Here is a 16,568-nt window from a genome sequence, read left to right on the forward strand (position 1 = left end):
TGGTGCAGGCCACGCCACAGGATGAAATGGCCATTATCCGCTTCTGGTTTGATGGCACAGAGCAGGAAATCGAATTGGATACCGATGTGCCCGAAGGCGAGCGACGCAGTCCCCCTCCCGGGGACGCAGGGCCGCGGGTCTGACCGGGCCGGCGAGCCTGGTCATGGTCAGCGGCCACCGGGACTTGGAATGAGTGTTGATTGGATGATAGAACAGCCGCCTTTCGGCATTGAGCAGCTCGACCATATCGTGCTTCGCGTGCGTGATGTGGATGTCATGCTGGAGTTCTATCAGGATGTGCTGGGCTGCACGCTGGAAAAAGTGCAGTCCGGACCGGGGCTTTATCAGTTGCGTGCCGGATCAGCACTGATTGACATGGTCCCGGTAGATGGACAACTTGGCCGTCAGGGTGGCGCTGCTCCGGGCACAGAGGGCCGCAATCTCGACCATTTGTGCCTCAGTGTGTCGCCGTTCGACGGGGATGCCATCATCGCCTACCTGCGCCGCAAGGGTGCCGAGCCTGGTCCGGTGGAGTCCCGTTATGGTGCCCAGGGTCAGGGGCCTTCCATTTATGTCCCGGATCCGGAGAACAATGTGGTGGAACTCAAGGGGCCGCCAGCAGAGGCGCCGACAGAACAGGGGAGTGGTCGTTGAAGATCTGGGTTGATGCAGATGCCTGTCCGAATGTGATTCGAGAGATTCTGTTCCGTGCCGCCGGGCGCTGGAAGGTCGAGGTCACTCTGGTGGCCAACCAGCCCCAGCGCACACCGAACTCCCCCTGGATCAACGCAATCCAGGTCGCTCAGGGGTTTGATGTTGCCGACAATGAAATCGTGCAGCGCCTGTCGGCCGGTGATCTGGTGATCACGGCGGATATACCCTTGGCGGCAGAAGTGATCGAGAAGGGTGGTACGGCGCTCAATCCACGGGGGGAAAGGTACACGGAACAGAATATCCGTGCCCGACTGAACATGCGTGATTTCATGGAGACTCTGCGCTCCAGCGGGGTACAGACCGGTGGCCCGCCGACACTCAATCAGTCTGATCGCAAGCGGTTTGCCGATCAACTGGACCGCTTTCTCGCCGGGCATCGCCGGCAGACGTCCTAAAACTTCAGACCGTACTTCAATGTCAGCAACTCGGTGCCCGGATTGTCGTCCGACAGCGAGGCGTTGGAGATATGGCTGAACCATAGCCCAATCCGTGTGCCATCGGGAAACTGGTGATCAACCCCCACACTGGACATGAATTGCAGCGGGAAACCCAGGTCGGTATCGCTGTTGCCGCCATGCAGGTAGAGCCCGGGTGCTAAACCGACATTGAGTGCAGGCCCTTCGCCGGAGCGCATGAAGGCAGTGCGTCTCTGGATGCCGCCATAGACCATATGCGAGCCATGGCGGGTGCGCAGCAAGCCGGCTACTGGCTGTAGGTCGAAGCCGGTCCAGCGCAGTGCGGGCAGCCATTCGACACCATATTGCGAATCCGCCTGTGGCCGTCCCACGTCAACCTGCCCGATAAAGACCTGCACATAGGCTGCCGGATCGCTACCGCCGGTTGCTGCCTCTGCCGCCGCAGCCGGCGCGCCGAGCAGCCCCATGGACAGCAGACTGGATAGCAGCGCAGTACGGGTCCCGATCATCAGGCGGCCTCGTTGGCCAGACGGGTGAGGATGTCGCGAAACGCCGCAACAGGCTGGCCGCCACTGATGCTGTAGCGCTGATTGATGATGAAGTTGGGCACTCCGGTGATGCCCAGTTGCTGGACCTCCTGCAACGCTTTGACCGTCTCGGCCCGGTAACGGTCACTGCTCAGCACCTCGCGCAGATCGTCTGCTGCAAGACCAGCACTGGCCGCTTCCCGAACCAGCACTTCCGGATCGCCCGGGTTTTCACCCTGGGTAAAGTAGGCCGTGAACAGGGCCTCCTGCAGCGCCGTTTCCCTGCCCTGATCCGCAGCCCAGAGCAGCGCCCGGTGCGTGTCGAAGGTATTCCAGGTCTTGAAGTCATCGGTAAACCGGAACTCGAAGCCGGATTCGGCGCCCAAAGCGGTAATTCGTTCGCGCATGGCTCTGGATTCGGCCTCGCTCGACCCGTATTTCTTGCGGATATGCTCAAACAGGCTTTCACCCTCCGGCGGAATGTCCGGATTCAACTGGAAGGGTCGCCAGCGTATATCGGCACTGATCTCGGGTGCCAGTTCGCGCAGTGCCTGCTGCAGATTGCGATAGCCGATCACACACCACGGACACACCGTGTCGGATACAATGTCGATACTCAAGCGTGTCTCTTTCATGGCGGTCGTCTTCCAATTGGGCGTCTGTGTAGTGTAACGCAAGCACTCCAGCCAGGCACTCACCTTGCCGTCTCCAGCCCCCTGATTCCGGCTGGCGAATCCGGTATGGTTGTAGCTCCCCAATCAGAGTCGGCTGCCAGTTCAGTCAAAAGGAATGACCATGCCCCCGGAGCAACCCGTCGCAACCTGCCTGACCCGAGCCGGTACTCTGGATGGGTTCAAACGCATGGCGCCGCTCAGTCTGTTCGTCGTCATCTTCGGCCTCGCCTTCAGCGTCGCGGCCCTGCAGGCCGGGCTCAGTGGCCCCCAGATCATGCTAATGAGTGCTGTGGTGTTTGCCGGGGCCTCGCAGTTCGGCGTGCTGGAGGTCTGGTCTTCGCCGATTTCACTGGCCACGGTGGTGATCATCACCTTTGCCATCAATTCCCGCCATCTGCTGATGAGTGCCTCTCTGTATCCCTGGGTTCGCGAACTGCCGACGCGCCGCGAACGCTATGGCACGCTGTTTTTCCTCAGTGACGCCAACTGGGCCATGTCGTTCAACGACTATTACAAGGGCGCGCGCGATGTCGGGCTTCTGCTGGGCGGCGGCATGGCCCTCTGGGCTGCCTGGATGATAGGCACGGCGATTGGCATCGGTCTGGGTGCCGGTTTCGATGATCCCGAGCGCTGGGGCCTGGACGTGATCATGAGCTGCTTTCTGCTGGTGATGATACTTGGGGGCAGCAACAAGAAACGCATGATTCTGCCCTGGACGGTGGCCGCTCTGGCCACTGTGGCGGCGCTGCAGTGGCTGCCGGACAACGCGCATGTGGTGGTGGGTGCTTTGGCCGGCGGGCTGACCGGGATATTTATCCGGGGGGTGGACGAATGATGAGTATTCCGCTGACCGCACTGACCGGTTTCGGGGTTATTCTGCTGATGGGGCTCGTGGCCTACATGACGCGCATTGGCGGTGTGCTGATCATGTCGCGCATGAAGATAGGGCGCCGTGCCGAGCGCTTTATCTACGCCATGTCCGGCTCGGCCCTGGTGGCTATCGTGGTGCCGCTCGCCGTAGAGGGCGATCTGGCCGCTCGGCTGGCGCTGGCAACCACCGCCGTGGTCATGCTGACAACGAAGAAGACACTGGTGGCCATAATGGCAGGTATCGTGATGGCCGCTGGCTGGCGGGCGTTTTTCTAGCTCGCCTCCGGTTCCGAGCGCGTCTGGAACAGAAACAGCCGCGCGGTCAGCATCAGGCTGGCGCAGATCAGCCCCACCGTCAGCCCGACCCAGAAGCCCGGTGCGCCCTGTGCCGGTAGCAACCAATCGGTGAAGGTCAGTGTGTAGCCAAGCGGCAGGCAGACGCCCCAGAAAGACAGCAGCATGATCAGCAGCGGCACGCGGGTATCGCGGTAGCCGCGCAGCGCACTGATCGCTGTTACCTGAATGACATCGGCAATCTGGAACAGTGCCGCAAACAGAATCAGCTGCGCCGCCACCCTGCGTACGCCATCCTCCTGCGAGTAGAGGGCAGCGATGGGCTCTCTGCCAACAAACAGAAGGCTGGCGAACAGCAGCGCCACTGTCATCCCCAGCAGCAGTGAAGATCTGGCCAGCAAACGCGCCGTGTCAGGCGTACCCGCCCCCAGCAGATAACTGATGCGCAGGGTCAGCGCCAGGCCCAGACTGAGCGGCACCATGAACACCACCGACACCACATTGAGAGCAATCTGGTGGCCGGCGACGATGGTCGGCCCCAGGGGTGCCAGAAACAGCGCGATTACCGAAAACATGCTGGCCTCCACGAAAATGGTGACCCCGATGGGTACGCCAAGACGCAGCAGGCGTTTGATCTCGGCCGGATTCGGCCGCTGGCGCGCCGGCCAGTAGTGAAATTGACGGAATATCCGGCTCCGGTTGAGGTAGATCAGCAGGGCGCCCAGAGCGACCCACAAAGAGATAGCTGTTGCCCAGCCACAGCCGATACCGCCCATGGCCGGCACACCCAGTTTGCCGTAAATGAAGATGTAGTTGAGCGGCAGATTGATGCTGGCCTGCAGCAGAGAAAACACCATGATGATCCGGGTATGACCCAGACCGTCGGTCAGGCCGCGAATGGCAATCATCAACAGCAGCGCCGGAATGCCCCAGGCAAAGGCCCGCAGATAGCCCTGCGTGATGCTGGCACTGGCCGGGTCGAGCTGCAACAGGTCGAGCACGGGCCTGACCTGAGTCAGCAGCAGAATCATCAGTACGGAACAGCCCAGCGCGATATAGATGCCCTGCCAGGCAACCGGCATCACCTTGTCGGTGCGCCGCGCACCATTGTGCCCGGAGATAATGGGCTGCAGGGCGTTGAGGGTGCCCATGAAAAGCAGGAAAAGCGGCGCCCAGAGGCTGGACCCAATGGCCACACCGGTCAGGTCGGTGGCACTGGCATTTCCGGCCATCACGGTATCGATTACCCCGTTGGCCATCTGTGCGAGCTGCGCGATCAGAATGGGCCCGCCCAATATCGCCAGATTGCGCCATTCGGCCAGGGTGCGTTGCACCAGTGTGCCCCGGGTTTCCGGCGGAGGTTGCTCCGTGTCGTCATGGGCGGAAGCAGGCGGCAGGCTGCTCGGGTCGTTGAGAGTGGTTTGCTCGGTCATGTCGGGATTGATGGTTTGCGCAGTTTGATCAGGCGAGTGGTTATGGCCGTGCCAAGCAGTGTAATCACCATGCCGATGACCATTTGCAGGGTCAGCACTTCACCCAGCAGTACATAGGCCCAGATCAGCGCTGTGACCGGTACCAGAAAGGTGACCGTAGAGGTCGCGGTCGCCCCGGCACTGGCAATCAGGCCGAAATAGAGCAAAAAGGCCACTGTGGTGCTGAACACCGCCAGCCCCAGCGCGTTACCCCAGGCCAGGGTGCTGATCGGCTCGGCAGGCCACAGCAGAATGCCGGGAACCACCAGAATCAGCGAGGCCATGGCCACACTGCCGGCGGCCAGAACTCGGGCAGGCAGGTGCGGCAGGCGTGTTTTGGAGTAGTTGGTGGCGATGCCATAGCAGACGGTGGCCCCCAGCGCGGCGAGGATAAACCAGCCGTCACCACCGACCGAGAAGTCGAGGCGGTTGGCGGACAGTATGTAGACACCGAACAGGGCCAGCGCCAGGCCGAAATACTGCTGGCGGGTGACCGGTGTGGCAAAGATGAGCGCACCGATCAGTGCCGTGAAGATGGGCGTCGTGGCGTTGATCAGAGATGTGAAGCCTGCTTCCAGTTGCGTCGTGGCCAGGGCCAGCAACGTGAAGGGCATGGCATGATTGATCAGCCCCACGACAAACAGACCGCCCTTGTTGTCCCAGAACAGCTTCAGGTAACTCCTGCTCATGAACAGCAGAGGCGCCAGGCACAGAGCGGCCACGCCCATGCGGACGAGGATCAGTGGCATGGGTCCGAACTCCGGTACGGCCACACGCATGAAAATGAACGAGAGGCCCCACAGGCTGGACAGCAAGACCAGACGCAGTGAATCAGTGGTGGTCATTTCATTCCTTGGGTTCAGAATATCCCTTAATCGGGCAGGCAGATTAACGCCAAAAAGCCTGTGGGGAAAGTCGACCTGTCAGAGTCGAAAGCCGGAGCTGTAAAGCAGCAAGGACGGGTTGCGCAGGCGTTCAGCGCTGCTGTCCCTTCGAGGCTGGCCACCAGTAGCGGTAGGGATAATCCGTGGTGTCATCACGGACTGGCAAGTGCTGGAGGCCGAGCCGATTGAAAAAGCCTTTCGCGGAGCTGTGGGCCTTGATCAGGACACCAGCAAAGCCGCCATCGCGCGCCAGGTGCTGGGTGGCGGAGACAGCTGCTCGGCCGAAGCCCCGACCATGATACTCCGGGTGGATATAAAGGCCGTGCAGGAGCAGCACGCGCTCTGCACAGCCGGCTTCTTCACCCGGATAATCCTCCACGGCCAGCATGCCGACAGTTTCCTCGTTGTCGTTGTCCAGCAGGAACAAGCGCATGGTCTGAAAATCGGCGGCTTCATACTGATGTGTTCCGGCAACCAGACGCAGCAGGCGAGGTGGCATGTCCCAGCTCTGGATGGCCGCGACCACAAGCTGATTCGCCTTGTCCAATTCAGAAGCTGATATCTCACGCAAATGAATGTCGCTCACGCTGCCTCCCGGGTGTCCGTTCTGCGCACTACAATACGAGGCCACTGACTCGGCGGACCTGCGTACTGACTGCTTCGCGAAACAGTCCGGCCTCTCCCGCGATCAGCGAAAAGCGGGCTCTGGCCCGGGTAATGCCGGTGTAGACCAGTTCGCGGGTCAGCACCGGGGAGCGTCGGGCTGGCAGCACCAGGGCTGTATGACTGAACTCGGAGCCCTGAGACTTGTGCACGGTCATCGCATAGACGGTCTCGACAGCCTGCAGGCGACTGGGCAACACCCAGTGGATGCTGTCCGAGCCGTCGCTGGCCGGAAAGGCAACGCGCAACTGATACCCATCGCCCGTGCCACCGAGAGTTGGCCCGTAAAGCGTCATGCCGATATCACCGTTCATCAGGCCCAGGCTGTAGTCGTTGCGGGTAACCATCACCGGGCGCCCGGCGAACCAGCCATGCTCTGCCTGAACCAGACCGGCCTGATGCAGTGCCCGGGTCAGGTGCTGGTTCAACTGGTCGACCCCCTGGGGCCCGCTGCGCACCGCGCACAGCAACTGGAAGTCACCGAGGCGCGACAGTACGGTTCGTGCCCACTCATCAAAGGTGGCCCGGTCCGCATCAGGGGCAGGCTGATGTTCGGTCTGCCAGGCCAGGGTGGGCTGCAGTTTTCCGACCCACCAGTCGAGCAGGGCAGTCGTGTCCCGGCCCAGTGCCTGCGGCCACTCGATATCGGACGTTTTGCCGGCCTGCTGCAGGTGCTCGGCAGCCTTCTTGCCGTCGCCCTGATTAACCGCCCGAGCCAGTTGGCCGATGCCGCTGTCGGCCCCGAAGCGATGGCTGACACGCAGCATGGTAACCGCCTGATCGAGCGGTCGGCCGCCTGCATCCTGCAAGTGATCGGGTATCCGTCCGCCGGTGACCGCCTGCACCCAGGTCGCGACCTGGGGTTGATAAAACGCCTGCTCGGCACGCTGACACAGATTGCCCAGCACGGCGCCGGCTTCTACCGAAGCCAACTGATCCTTGTCGCCGAGCAGTATGACCCGAGCAGTGGGCGGCAGTGCTTCCAGCAGGCGGGACATCATCTCCACATCCACCATGGACGCCTCGTCGACTACCAGCAGGTCCAGATGCAGCGGGTTGCCCCGGTGATGGCGAAAATGACGGCTGTCGGGGCGTGCACCCAGCAACCGGTGCAGGGTAGTGACCTGATCCGGGATATGGTCGCGCAGGCGGTCGCTGCCGGGCAGCCCGCTGAGATCCAGGTCTTCGACCTGGCCCCCGATGGATTCGTTCAGTCGCGCCGCTGCCTTGCCGGTGGGTGCCGTCAGGGCGATGCGCAGAGGCGATTGCTGCTGCGCGAAGGTCTGTGCCTGCAGCAGTGCCAGCAGACGCACCACGGTCGTGGTCTTGCCGGTGCCCGGGCCGCCCGTGATGATGGCAAAGCGCTGGCGGGCAGCCAGCGCACAGGCGATGCGTTGCCAGTCCGGTGCATCTGCCTCGGGAGGCGGGCCGAACAGGGCGGCCAGGCCCTCGGACAGTACCTGATCATCCACCGGTACCGGCCTGTCCAGACGTTGCTGGAGAGCCGATTCGATCTGGCGCTCATACTGCCAATAGCGGCGCAGATACAGCAGCGGGGTGCCGTTGGCACCGTCATCCAATACCAGGGGCCCCTGGTCTGCGCCAGAGCTGCCGAGCAGACCGGATTCATTCAGCGCACGGGTGCAGTCCTGCACCTGCAATCCGTGCAGCAGGTCAGCCGGCGTCGGCGGTGTCTCATCGGGAGACAGCTCATCCGGTGGCAGAGACAGAACCCGTTCCGGCTGTGCCTGCAGATCGGCCAGATCCAGGCAGACATGACCTCTGCCCACCTGGTGGCTGGTCAGGGCCACCAGCAGCAAGGCCAGAGGTGAAGCCTGAGGACACTGTTCATGACAGAAGCGGACCAGGGCGCGATCCAGTGAGCGCAACCAGCCGCGCTCCGTCCACTGGGCCAGCAGAGCCAGCAATGCATGGGCATCACCGGGCAGAGAGGGTGCAGGGGGAGGGGGGCTGGTACCGGGTACCCCCTGCGGCTCTGGGGTGCCGAACAGATCCGGGGTGTGGGGGTCTCCGTTCATGGTCGGTCCTCCTGCGGTGCATCAGAGTCGCCGCGGAACAGGGTGTCGAGTTGATCCAGCAGGGCTGCAGGCGGTCGACAGGTCCACAGGCCCCCGGTGGGTGCTTCGACCCCGCGCAGAAACAGGTAGACGGCACCACCCAGGTGTTGCTCGGGATCATAGTCCGGCAGGCGCACGCGCAGCAGACGATGCAGGGCCAGCGTGTACAAAACGGCTTGCAAGTCATACCGCTTGGACATGACGGCAGTTGTCATGGCGTCGGTACTGTAGGCGCTGGCATCCGGACCCAGCCAGTTGGATTTCCAGTCCGCCACGTAATATCGCCCCTGCCAGTTGAAGACCAGATCGACAAAGCCCTTGAGCAGTCCGTTCAGTTGCTGTTCTCCCAGTCTGGGTCGGCTTCGTTCCGGCATCAGGGCGGAACTGACAAGGCGGTCAATCTGCGCCGCGCTGACGTGCCGGGCAGAGAGCCAGAACTCCAGTTCCGGCTGCTGCTCCCGGATATCAATCAGTCTGGGTGTCGGAACTGCATCAAGACTGTCCCAGGGGCGCTCGAGCAGCGCTACCAGCCACTTGTCCAGTGTATCGGTCCATGCTTCCCAGCCGCGCAGACGGCATCGTTGTTCAATGAAGGTGCGGCGGCCAGCATCATCCTGGCGGGCGGCCGCGAAGCCGTGTAGCGTGCCTTTTGGGTTGGTGAGTCGATGTCTGGCAGCCCATTCCAGCAGATTGTGCAAAAAGGTTCCGGGTTCCGGCCCACGGGGAAAGCGATGCAGGCCCGTCATCTCTGCTGGTGCCTCGTTACCTGAAGCGGATTCAGTGCCAGCGATGGCCTGCCATTCCTCTCGCTGCAGTTCGTCCAGAGCGATCTCCGGCTCGGCGGGTTGCAGAGGCTCGACACCCTCGGAGTTGAGCAGGCCCGGGCTGCCCAGCTCGGCACTGAGCGCCGAATAGCTGGCTACCCACCAGGGTTCGAGTCGGGCTCTGAGTACTTTGCGTGCCGGCTGCCAGGGCATGAGGGCGTCAGGCTGCCAGACGGTGTTTTCGGGCTCCGGAGGTGACGTAACGCTGATGGTGGCGTCAGAGAGTTTCTCCAGTGCCTGGTCAAGCGCTGCCGGGTCCAGTTCGTCGCCTCCGCCCAGCAGGTAACCCAGCGCGCTTTCATGCAGCTTCGAGCTCTTCGTACTACCCCGGTTCAACGCGCCAACGCCCATCCAGACGGCATGGCGGGCGCGGGTCAGGGCCACATAGAGCAGCCGCAGGTCTTCCTTCAGCCGTTCATCGTCGGCCTGTTGCCAAGCGCCCGGCGCAATCTTGTTACCGGCAATCTCCAAGGCCATGCCGCCTTTCCAGGGGACGCTGACCATGGGCGTCTTGCCATCCACCATGCGCCAACTGCTGGCAAAGGGCAGCATGACCAGCGGATATTCCAGCCCCTTGGATTTGTGGATAGTGACCACCTTGATCAGGTCGGCATCACTTTCCAGGCGCAGTATCTGCTCGTCGCCGGCACTCTGCGGGACCTGAATCTGCTCGCTGAACAGACGCAACAGGCTTTGCTCTCCATCCACCTGGGCGCTGGCCTGTTGCAGCCATTCGGCCAGATGCAGCAGATTGGTCAGGCGTCGTTCGCCGTTGTCGCGCTGCAATAGACGGGCGGGCAGGTCATGGTCGTGCAGCAGACGATGCACCATGGACAGGACGCCCTGGGTGCGCCAGCGGCGGGCGTAGTCACGAAATCGCTGGCTCTGCGCTTCACGCAGCAGTTCATCCTGATTGAGCCGGTCCAGTTCACTCAGAGACCAGTTCAGGCTGTCGGTTGCCAGCGCCGTGCGCAGCAGGCGTTCATCGCCCGGCTCGGCACAGGCCTGCAACCAGTGCAGCAGGTCGATGGCCTCCTGGGTTTCAAACACCGAGGCGCGGTCCGACAGATAGACACTGGGTAGCTGGCGTCGGCTGAGGGCCTGACGCACGGCCTCGGCTTCGGTGCCGCTGCGTACCAGTATCGCCACATCGGCCGGGCGCAGGCGGCGCCAGCCCTCGGGGGAGTCGAAGCCGCTGTGTTCGTCGTTGAGCCATTGCACCAGGGTCGAGGCCGTGCTTTCGGCCATTTGGCGCTGGTAGCCATTCCGGGACAGCCACTGAACGCCGTTCTTGTCATTTTCGCTGTCCGGGGGCTGCAGCCAGATATTGAGCGGTGTGACAGTCTGCCCCTGTAACTGTAGTTGCTCCTGAGTGCCCTGGGCGTCAACTGGCTGAAACGGCAATGGATTTTTTTCGCCGCTGCGATAACGGAAGGCGCCCTGGGCCCATTCTTCGCCGTTCTTGAACAGCCTGTTCACGGCGTCGACCATGCTGCGCGAAGAACGGAAATTGCGCCCCAGGGTATAGTGTCTGCCCGAAGTGGCGCTGCGCGCATCCAGGTAGGTGCGAATGTCTGCCCCGCGGAAGGAGTAGATGGCCTGCTTGGGGTCGCCGATCATGATCAGCGTGCGGTCCGGTGCACTGGCTTTGGGCTCGTAAATGGTATCGAGAATGCGGTACTGCAGGGGATCGGTATCCTGAAATTCATCCACCAGGGCAACCGGATACCGATGGCGCAGACGCCGGGCCAGAGCTCCTGTTTCATCCTGCTGCAGGGCGTCATCAAGCAGACGAAGCATGTCGTTGAAACCAATTTCGGCGCGGCGCTGCAGGGTCAAGTGCAACCGTTCGGCGACCCAGTCGCGGGCGTGTGCCAGCAGCAGCGTATCCAGGTTGCTGCCGCTCTCCTGACCCGGTTTCCGCTCTTCGTGCTCGATCAGCCGCGCGATAGCCCCAAAGGCCTTGTGCTCGGGCTCAGTACCGGCCTGCGCCTTCTTGACCTTGAAGCTACCTGCTGCGAAATGGGCAAATCCGGCAGGTCTCGGTCCGCCGTCTGCCCAGGTGCGCAAGTGCGCGAGGCGCTCGGCGAAGGACGGTCCTTTGCTGGGGTCGTAGGTATTTTTCAGCAGGTTGGGCTGCCATGCCTGCAGCAACTCTTCCAAGTGGTCGGCGTCCTGCTGCCACTGCTGGCGTGCCTTCTCTTCCAGTTGTTTCTGTTTCAGCGTCCAGTCTTCGAGCGCGGCAAACAGGTCACCCAGGTCGGCGGGTGCCTGCACCGGTTTCCCGTCAAACAGCAGTGGTGGTTGGCTTGCCCCCAACAGGCCGCGCAATCGCCGGGCCAGTGCGGCCGGTTCTGCCAGGGTTTCCGTGATAAGGCCGGCCAGGGTCGGGCTCCGCGGATAGAAGTGAATGCGCCAGTAGTCTTCAACCACCGACTGCAGCAGGTCGGCTTCATTGTGGAGCAGAGACTGGCTGAACAGGCTGCCGGTATCGAAAGCATGTTCACGCAGCATGCGATAGCACCACCCATGAATGGTTGATATGGCGGCTTCATCCATCCAGTCGGCAGCCACCTGCAGCAGGCGGGCACAGCGTGGCCAGTCTGTCGGGTCGTAGTCATGGCGCAGGGCCAGCAACGGATCGGCTGGCCGTGTGCGGGTATCAACGCTGGCCGAGTCAGCGAGAAAGCACTCCGCTGCCTCGACCAGACGTTGGCGGATGCGGTCTTTCAATTCTTCGGTGGCCGCTTCGGTAAAGGTGATTACCAGGATGTCCGGTGGTGTCAGCGGGCGTGCAAAGGCATTGTTGCCGCCGTGTTGCAGAATCAACCGGGCATAGAGCAGAGCAATGGTAAAGGTCTTGCCGGTACCGGCGCTGGCTTCGATCAAGCGACTGCCGTGCAGGGGAAATGTGGGGATGTCCAGCGTGTGATTGGCCTGGCTCATGCGCTGGCTCCCCCGTCGGTATGGACACGATCGCCGTCATCTTGCCGCGGCCGCAGCGTCTGCTGGAGAGGCTTGTACAGCCGCTCTGCCAACTGGCTGAATTCGGTCTGCTCCAGCAACTGACCATAATCGGGCCACAGGCGTCTCAGCACTTCGGATTCCTCAGCTTCTCCTCGGCGCTGGTAGCCGCCCTGATAAGTCTGGGCAGCCTTGTTGGGTTCCAGCAGCCAGTCAAAGCCGGTCCTGCAGGGCAGGGGCATGGGCGTCTGCAGCGCTTCGGCCCAGGCGCTGAGCTGGTCTTTCAGCCAGGCCTCGGCCTGAGTCGCTGCGATGGGCTCCAGTGTCAAGTCAGAGCCAGGCCCCAGCAGGCGTGTATGGGTGGGCATGATCAACTGCGCCGCCAGATGGGCGGGCCAGTAGCGGATCAGGTGATACCACTTGAGCGTGTCGCCCGTGTACAACTGGCTGGGCTGCAGTATCTGGCGCAGGCCCTGCCCAGCGTGATCCAGGCGCAGGTCGCTCAGCCAGTCTTCTAGCACCACTTCAGTGTCCGTGTTGTCAGGCCCAGGCACCTGCAGACGAATTTCGCCCGGGGCCAGTGGCTCGGACTCTGCCAGACCCGTCTGCCAGGCCTCCAGGGCCGGCAGCAACTCGGTGGCCAGGCCTTCAGTCACCGCCTGGTCAAAGGGTGGCAACGGCAAGTCACCGCTGCCACGCAGGTGTTCCACGGCCGCGTCGAGCTGTTGCGGCAGCGTAGACTCTGAATTCTTCTGATCCAGTTGAACCTGGGTGAGCAGACGGTTGTTCAGCTGCCAGCGCGACAGGCCGTCTAGGGCAAAGGTTTCACTGTCGGCAACGGGTGCTTCCGCAAAGCCGAACTGGGTCCCCAGGCGCAGGCTGAAGAAGAGGCTGGCCGGCTGGCGCAGGAACTGGCTCAGATGATTCAGCGTAACCGCACGGTCCGGTAGCCACAGAGGTAGAGCTTGATCAGGTGCTTCGGCATTCGGCGCACCATCGACCCGCGCTGCGGCCCACTCACTCGCATAGGTAAACACTGCGGGTGGCGGGTTGGCATCGGGTCGGAAGTACTGGCGACTGAAGGGCTGCAAAGGATGCAGGGTAGTCAGGGCTTCGGTGATCGACCAGTCATCCTTCGCCTGCCAGCCGGCGCGCAGATGGTCACGCAACTGGCCCACCAGCACCGAGGGCGGTCGCTCCGCATTGTCGCGCACACTGCGTGCAATCCAGCTGATATAAAGCTGCTCGCGGGCCGACAGAAGCGCCTCGAGAAACAGATAGCGGTCGTCCTCGCGCCGTGAGCGATCGCCGGGCCGGTAGTCGTTGCCATCGGGTACGGCACCGGGGCGCATCAAGTCGAAATCCGGCCGCTGCACCGGGCGCGGATAGTCGCCGTCATTCATGCCCAGCAGGCAGATACGGCGAAAGGGAATGGCCCGCATGGGCATCAGGGTGGCAAAATTGACTGCGCCGGCCATGAAGCGTTGCGTCAGGCTCGGCTGATCCAGCGGTGACAGCACCGCTTCGCGCACTACGGTGGCGGGCAATTCGGTGACCATTCCGGCGCTGTGACAGTCTTCCAGCCAGGTTTCCAGGCTGCTGTCGAGCTGTGCCAGAAGCCGGGTGTCCTGCTCGTCCACGGGCAGAAAAAGATCCTGCTGCAGTGTCGACAGGCGCTGCGCCCATTGCGCGGGGCTGGCGGGCTGGGCCAGTTCTGTCAGTTGTCGCTCGAGTCGCTCCAGCAACCGATCGAGAGCGCCGACAAGAGCCGCCTCCAGACCGCCTATCTCGTCATAGGGCTCTATGGACTGCCAGCTCTGGTCGCCGGCCATGTAGCCCAGCAGCATGCGCCGCAGGCCGAACAGCCAGCTGTTCTGCTCGCCGGCAGCACCCAGACCCAAATGGTCGCGATGCTGCTGATGCAGGCCCCAGCGGATATTGGCCCCATGAATCCAGCGCTGCAGCGTGGGCACTGAGTCGGCATCCAGGCCAAACCGGGCGCGCAATGCCGGAATGTCGAGCAGGTCCAGCAGATCGGTGACCGTCAGGCGCAGCTCGTCAATGCTCAGCAGCCGGTCGAGGCCCAGCAGCACAGGCTGTTGTCGGCGCTGGCCCTGATCGGACAGGGTGAAGGGAATAAATCGTGGATCGTCCCGGTCCAGGCGGCCGAACACGGCGCGGATATAGGGCGCATACTGGTCGATATCCGGCACCATGACCAGTATGTCTCTGGGGTTGAGTGTCGAGTCCGCATCCAGCGCGGCGCGCAACTGGTCATGCAGGATTTCGATTTCGCGCTGTGCACTGTGGGCACCGTGAAACACCAGGCTATGATCCTGATTGGTATCGACAGCAGGCCACTTGGCCAGGGATTCCGGCAGAGGACGCAGGTTCAGAATATCGTCCTGCAACTGACCCAGCAGATGTTCGGTATTTGGTGGCTCGAACAGATCGATGGCGAGTTGCTCGGCCTGAAACAGGGGTTCATAGGCCTGTCGTTCATCATGCTCGTCCAGCAAACGCAGATAGTCGCGTCCCTGTCGTCCCCAGGCCGCCAGCAGCGGGTGGGCCTGCGTATGCAGGCTGTGCGCATCACCAAGGTCGGGTGTGACACCTGGTGCGGTCTGCCTTCTATAGGCTATACGGAACAGGTCTCGGCCTTCAATGATGTCGCCCCAGTAAACCTGACAGGGGTTGTGAACACAGAGCAGTATCTGGGTGCTTCCGACCAGGGCAGCGAGTACGTCCAATGTCTGCCGTGGCAGTGATGACAGGCCAAATATGATCACCCGGCGCGGCAGCTCAGACGGGCGATTGTCCGCGGTCAGAGCCTCGGCGGCGCGCAGAAAATCCCGGTGGACCTGCGCCCGGCTTCGGGTGTCTGTCTCCGCTTCGGCCTCGATGTCGGCGACCAGACGGCGCCAAAGCGCGGGCTGCCAGAGTTGGTCATGGGGCAGGGCGGGCCCGTCGACCGTGGATTGGCCGAACACGGGCAACTGGTTCAGACCTTGTTCCCAGGTGGCCAGCCAGTCGGCACGGTATACCTGATACTGGTCAAACAGGTCGGCCAGTTTTTCGGCCAGTTGATGTTGTTTGCGCAGACCCTGATCATCGCGCAGAAAACGTCGCAACGGGGCGAATTCGGGCTCCTGCAACAACTCGGGCAGCAGGCGCATGATACGCCAGGTCAAGGGGCTCTTGTCATAAGGGGAGCGTTCTGGCAAAGCATCGCCGAGCACGGCGCGGTAGGCCTGCCAGAGAAACCGTCCGGGCAGTTGCACGTCGAGAGCGGCGGCTATACCCAGACCACCTCGGTCTTCATCGGCGGCAAGGGCCAGTTTGAGCCACTGTGCGATGCCGTTGCTCTGGACGAGGATCATTTCGTTCTCGAGGGGAGCCAAGGGCTGGCGGCGTGTCCAGTCGACCAGCAGTTGGCGCAAGGCTTCCAGACGATTGCCCTGCAGTACCATGAAACCCGGTTGCAGGCTGTTGGTCTCCGGCTTACCCATACTGACTCCCTGTGTTGACAGGTTCATGGTATCAGGCCAGGTTGCCGCGGCAACTGTTAACGGGGACCGCTTTTGCCTATAATCCGCGCACCTCGAAATTACAACCCGACGGACTCAACAAGTGACAGTACATTCCATTGACGACATCGACCGCAAACTGGAGGCATACAGGGAAAAGTTGGCCCTATTGGAGACTCGACGGCAAGACGCCGAACGACGTGAAGCAGCACTGGATGCTGTACCCCGGATGCTGGATCAGTATTGCCAGACGCATGGTCTGCAGCGCGCTGATCTTTACCAGGTGCTGGAAAAGGATATCGAGAAATGGATCAAATCCCGCCGGGGTGAGGAAGAGGGTATTCATCAGCACCTCAAGTCCTATTTTGCGCGAGTGCTGAGCGAAGGCGACACGGTTGTCTCGCGGCAGGCGCCGCCGGCCGAGCCCAAGCTGCCTGCCGGGCTCTACACCAACCCCTACAGCGGGGAGCAGGTGATCAAGAAAACCAGGGCACCGAAAGAACTGCGCCAGTGGGTGCAGCGCTACGGCCTGGGTGCCGTCGAGACCTGGCGGAAGTAGTCGGATTACCGCAACGGAGGTCGGCTTGGTTGAATACTCTGCATGCTATGCCGCCTGATGGCGGGGTACACTGACCGCAGACACGCAAAAAACGTCATCCCT

13 protein-coding genes are annotated in these 16,568 nt (G+C 62.2%); 5 read left to right on the forward strand and 8 right to left on the reverse strand.

Features of this window, described 5'->3' with window-relative positions; genetic code table 11:
• The first annotated feature begins 189 nt into the window (after positions 1-189).
• Both LAT62_RS11975 and LAT62_RS11980 read left to right on the forward strand, forming a co-directional pair.
• Entirely contained in the window at positions 190-654 is a 465-nt protein-coding gene (locus LAT62_RS11975) for a VOC family protein (RefSeq protein WP_293384001.1), read from the forward strand.
• Positions 651-1,109, forward strand: coding sequence for a YaiI/YqxD family protein (locus LAT62_RS11980; protein ID WP_293384004.1), 459 nt, complete (start codon positions 651-653; stop codon positions 1,107-1,109). Before LAT62_RS11975 ends, LAT62_RS11980 begins: the two co-directional genes overlap by 4 nt.
• Here the strand turns inward: LAT62_RS11980 and LAT62_RS11985 are convergent.
• Positions 1,106-1,639 carry an acyloxyacyl hydrolase gene (locus LAT62_RS11985; RefSeq protein WP_293384007.1) on the reverse strand — a complete coding sequence of 178 codons (534 nt, stop codon included), beginning with the start codon at positions 1,637-1,639 and terminating at the stop codon, positions 1,106-1,108. The genes LAT62_RS11980 and LAT62_RS11985 overlap by 4 nt on opposite strands.
• Positions 1,639-2,292, reverse strand: coding sequence for a DsbA family oxidoreductase (locus LAT62_RS11990; RefSeq protein ID WP_293384010.1), 654 nt, complete (start codon positions 2,290-2,292; stop codon positions 1,639-1,641). Before LAT62_RS11990 ends, LAT62_RS11985 begins: the two co-directional genes overlap by 1 nt.
• 160 nt (positions 2,293-2,452) lie before the next feature.
• On the opposite strand from LAT62_RS11990, the gene LAT62_RS11995 reads away from it, so the two are divergent.
• A complete protein-coding gene (locus LAT62_RS11995; RefSeq protein ID WP_293384014.1) occupies positions 2,453-3,166 on the forward strand; it encodes an AzlC family ABC transporter permease in 714 nt (237 codons plus the stop codon).
• The gene (locus tag LAT62_RS12000; protein WP_367120564.1) at positions 3,163-3,477 is read left to right on the forward strand and encodes an AzlD family protein; all 315 of its coding nucleotides are present in this window, start codon (positions 3,163-3,165) and stop codon (positions 3,475-3,477) included. The genes LAT62_RS11995 and LAT62_RS12000 overlap by 4 nt, the downstream gene beginning before the upstream one ends.
• Here the strand turns inward: LAT62_RS12000 and LAT62_RS12005 are convergent.
• From LAT62_RS12005 to recC, 6 genes are all read right to left on the reverse strand, one after another.
• Positions 3,474-4,928, reverse strand: coding sequence for an MATE family efflux transporter (locus LAT62_RS12005; RefSeq protein WP_293384017.1), 1,455 nt, complete (start codon positions 4,926-4,928; stop codon positions 3,474-3,476). The genes LAT62_RS12000 and LAT62_RS12005 overlap by 4 nt on opposite strands.
• The gene (locus tag LAT62_RS12010) at positions 4,925-5,812 is read right to left on the reverse strand and encodes a DMT family transporter (protein WP_293384020.1); all 888 of its coding nucleotides are present in this window, start codon (positions 5,810-5,812) and stop codon (positions 4,925-4,927) included. Before LAT62_RS12010 ends, LAT62_RS12005 begins: the two co-directional genes overlap by 4 nt.
• Positions 5,813-5,942: 130 nt before the next feature.
• Positions 5,943-6,437, reverse strand: a complete 495-nt coding sequence (locus LAT62_RS12015; protein WP_293384023.1) for a GNAT family N-acetyltransferase — start codon at positions 6,435-6,437, stop codon at positions 5,943-5,945.
• A 28-nt stretch (positions 6,438-6,465) separates the two neighbouring features.
• Positions 6,466-8,553 carry an exodeoxyribonuclease V subunit alpha gene (gene recD / locus LAT62_RS12020; RefSeq protein ID WP_293384026.1) on the reverse strand — a complete coding sequence of 696 codons (2,088 nt, stop codon included), beginning with the start codon at positions 8,551-8,553 and terminating at the stop codon, positions 6,466-6,468.
• Positions 8,550-12,362 (reverse strand): exodeoxyribonuclease V subunit beta, encoded by a 3,813-nt coding sequence (recB, locus tag LAT62_RS12025; RefSeq protein WP_293384029.1) that lies wholly within the window; start codon positions 12,360-12,362, stop codon positions 8,550-8,552. Before recB ends, recD begins: the two co-directional genes overlap by 4 nt.
• The gene (recC, locus tag LAT62_RS12030) at positions 12,359-15,889 is read right to left on the reverse strand and encodes an exodeoxyribonuclease V subunit gamma (protein ID WP_293384032.1); all 3,531 of its coding nucleotides are present in this window, start codon (positions 15,887-15,889) and stop codon (positions 12,359-12,361) included. Before recC ends, recB begins: the two co-directional genes overlap by 4 nt.
• 121 nt (positions 15,890-16,010) lie before the next feature.
• On the opposite strand from recC, the gene LAT62_RS12035 reads away from it, so the two are divergent.
• Positions 16,011-16,466: a hypothetical protein gene (locus LAT62_RS12035; RefSeq protein WP_293384035.1), complete on the forward strand. Its 456-nt coding sequence runs from the start codon at positions 16,011-16,013 to the stop codon at positions 16,464-16,466.
• Positions 16,467-16,568: the final 102 nt, after the last annotated feature.

This window comes from Natronospirillum sp., from assembly GCF_022565775.1.
Lineage (GTDB): Bacteria > Pseudomonadota > Gammaproteobacteria > Pseudomonadales > Natronospirillaceae > Natronospirillum.

Bases quoted from the DNA above. Each gene is read 5' to 3' on its own strand.
- LAT62_RS11975 (WP_293384001.1), top strand. From the start codon at position 190: ATGAGTGTTGATTGGATGATAGAACAGCCGCCTTTCGGCATTGAGCAG.
- LAT62_RS11985 (WP_293384007.1), bottom strand. From the start codon at position 1,639: ATGATCGGGACCCGTACTGCGCTGCTATCCAGTCTGCTGTCCATGGGG.
- LAT62_RS11990 (WP_293384010.1), bottom strand. From the start codon at position 2,292: ATGAAAGAGACACGCTTGAGTATCGACATTGTATCCGACACGGTGTGT.
- LAT62_RS11995 (WP_293384014.1), top strand. From the start codon at position 2,453: ATGCCCCCGGAGCAACCCGTCGCAACCTGCCTGACCCGAGCCGGTACT.
- LAT62_RS12000 (WP_367120564.1), top strand. From the start codon at position 3,163: ATGATGAGTATTCCGCTGACCGCACTGACCGGTTTCGGGGTTATTCTG.
- LAT62_RS12005 (WP_293384017.1), bottom strand. From the start codon at position 4,928: ATGACCGAGCAAACCACTCTCAACGACCCGAGCAGCCTGCCGCCTGCT.
- LAT62_RS12010 (WP_293384020.1), bottom strand. From the start codon at position 5,812: ATGACCACCACTGATTCACTGCGTCTGGTCTTGCTGTCCAGCCTGTGG.
- recD (WP_293384026.1), bottom strand. From the start codon at position 8,553: ATGAACGGAGACCCCCACACCCCGGATCTGTTCGGCACCCCAGAGCCG.
- recB (WP_293384029.1), bottom strand. From the start codon at position 12,362: ATGAGCCAGGCCAATCACACGCTGGACATCCCCACATTTCCCCTGCAC.
- recC (WP_293384032.1), bottom strand. From the start codon at position 15,889: ATGGGTAAGCCGGAGACCAACAGCCTGCAACCGGGTTTCATGGTACTG.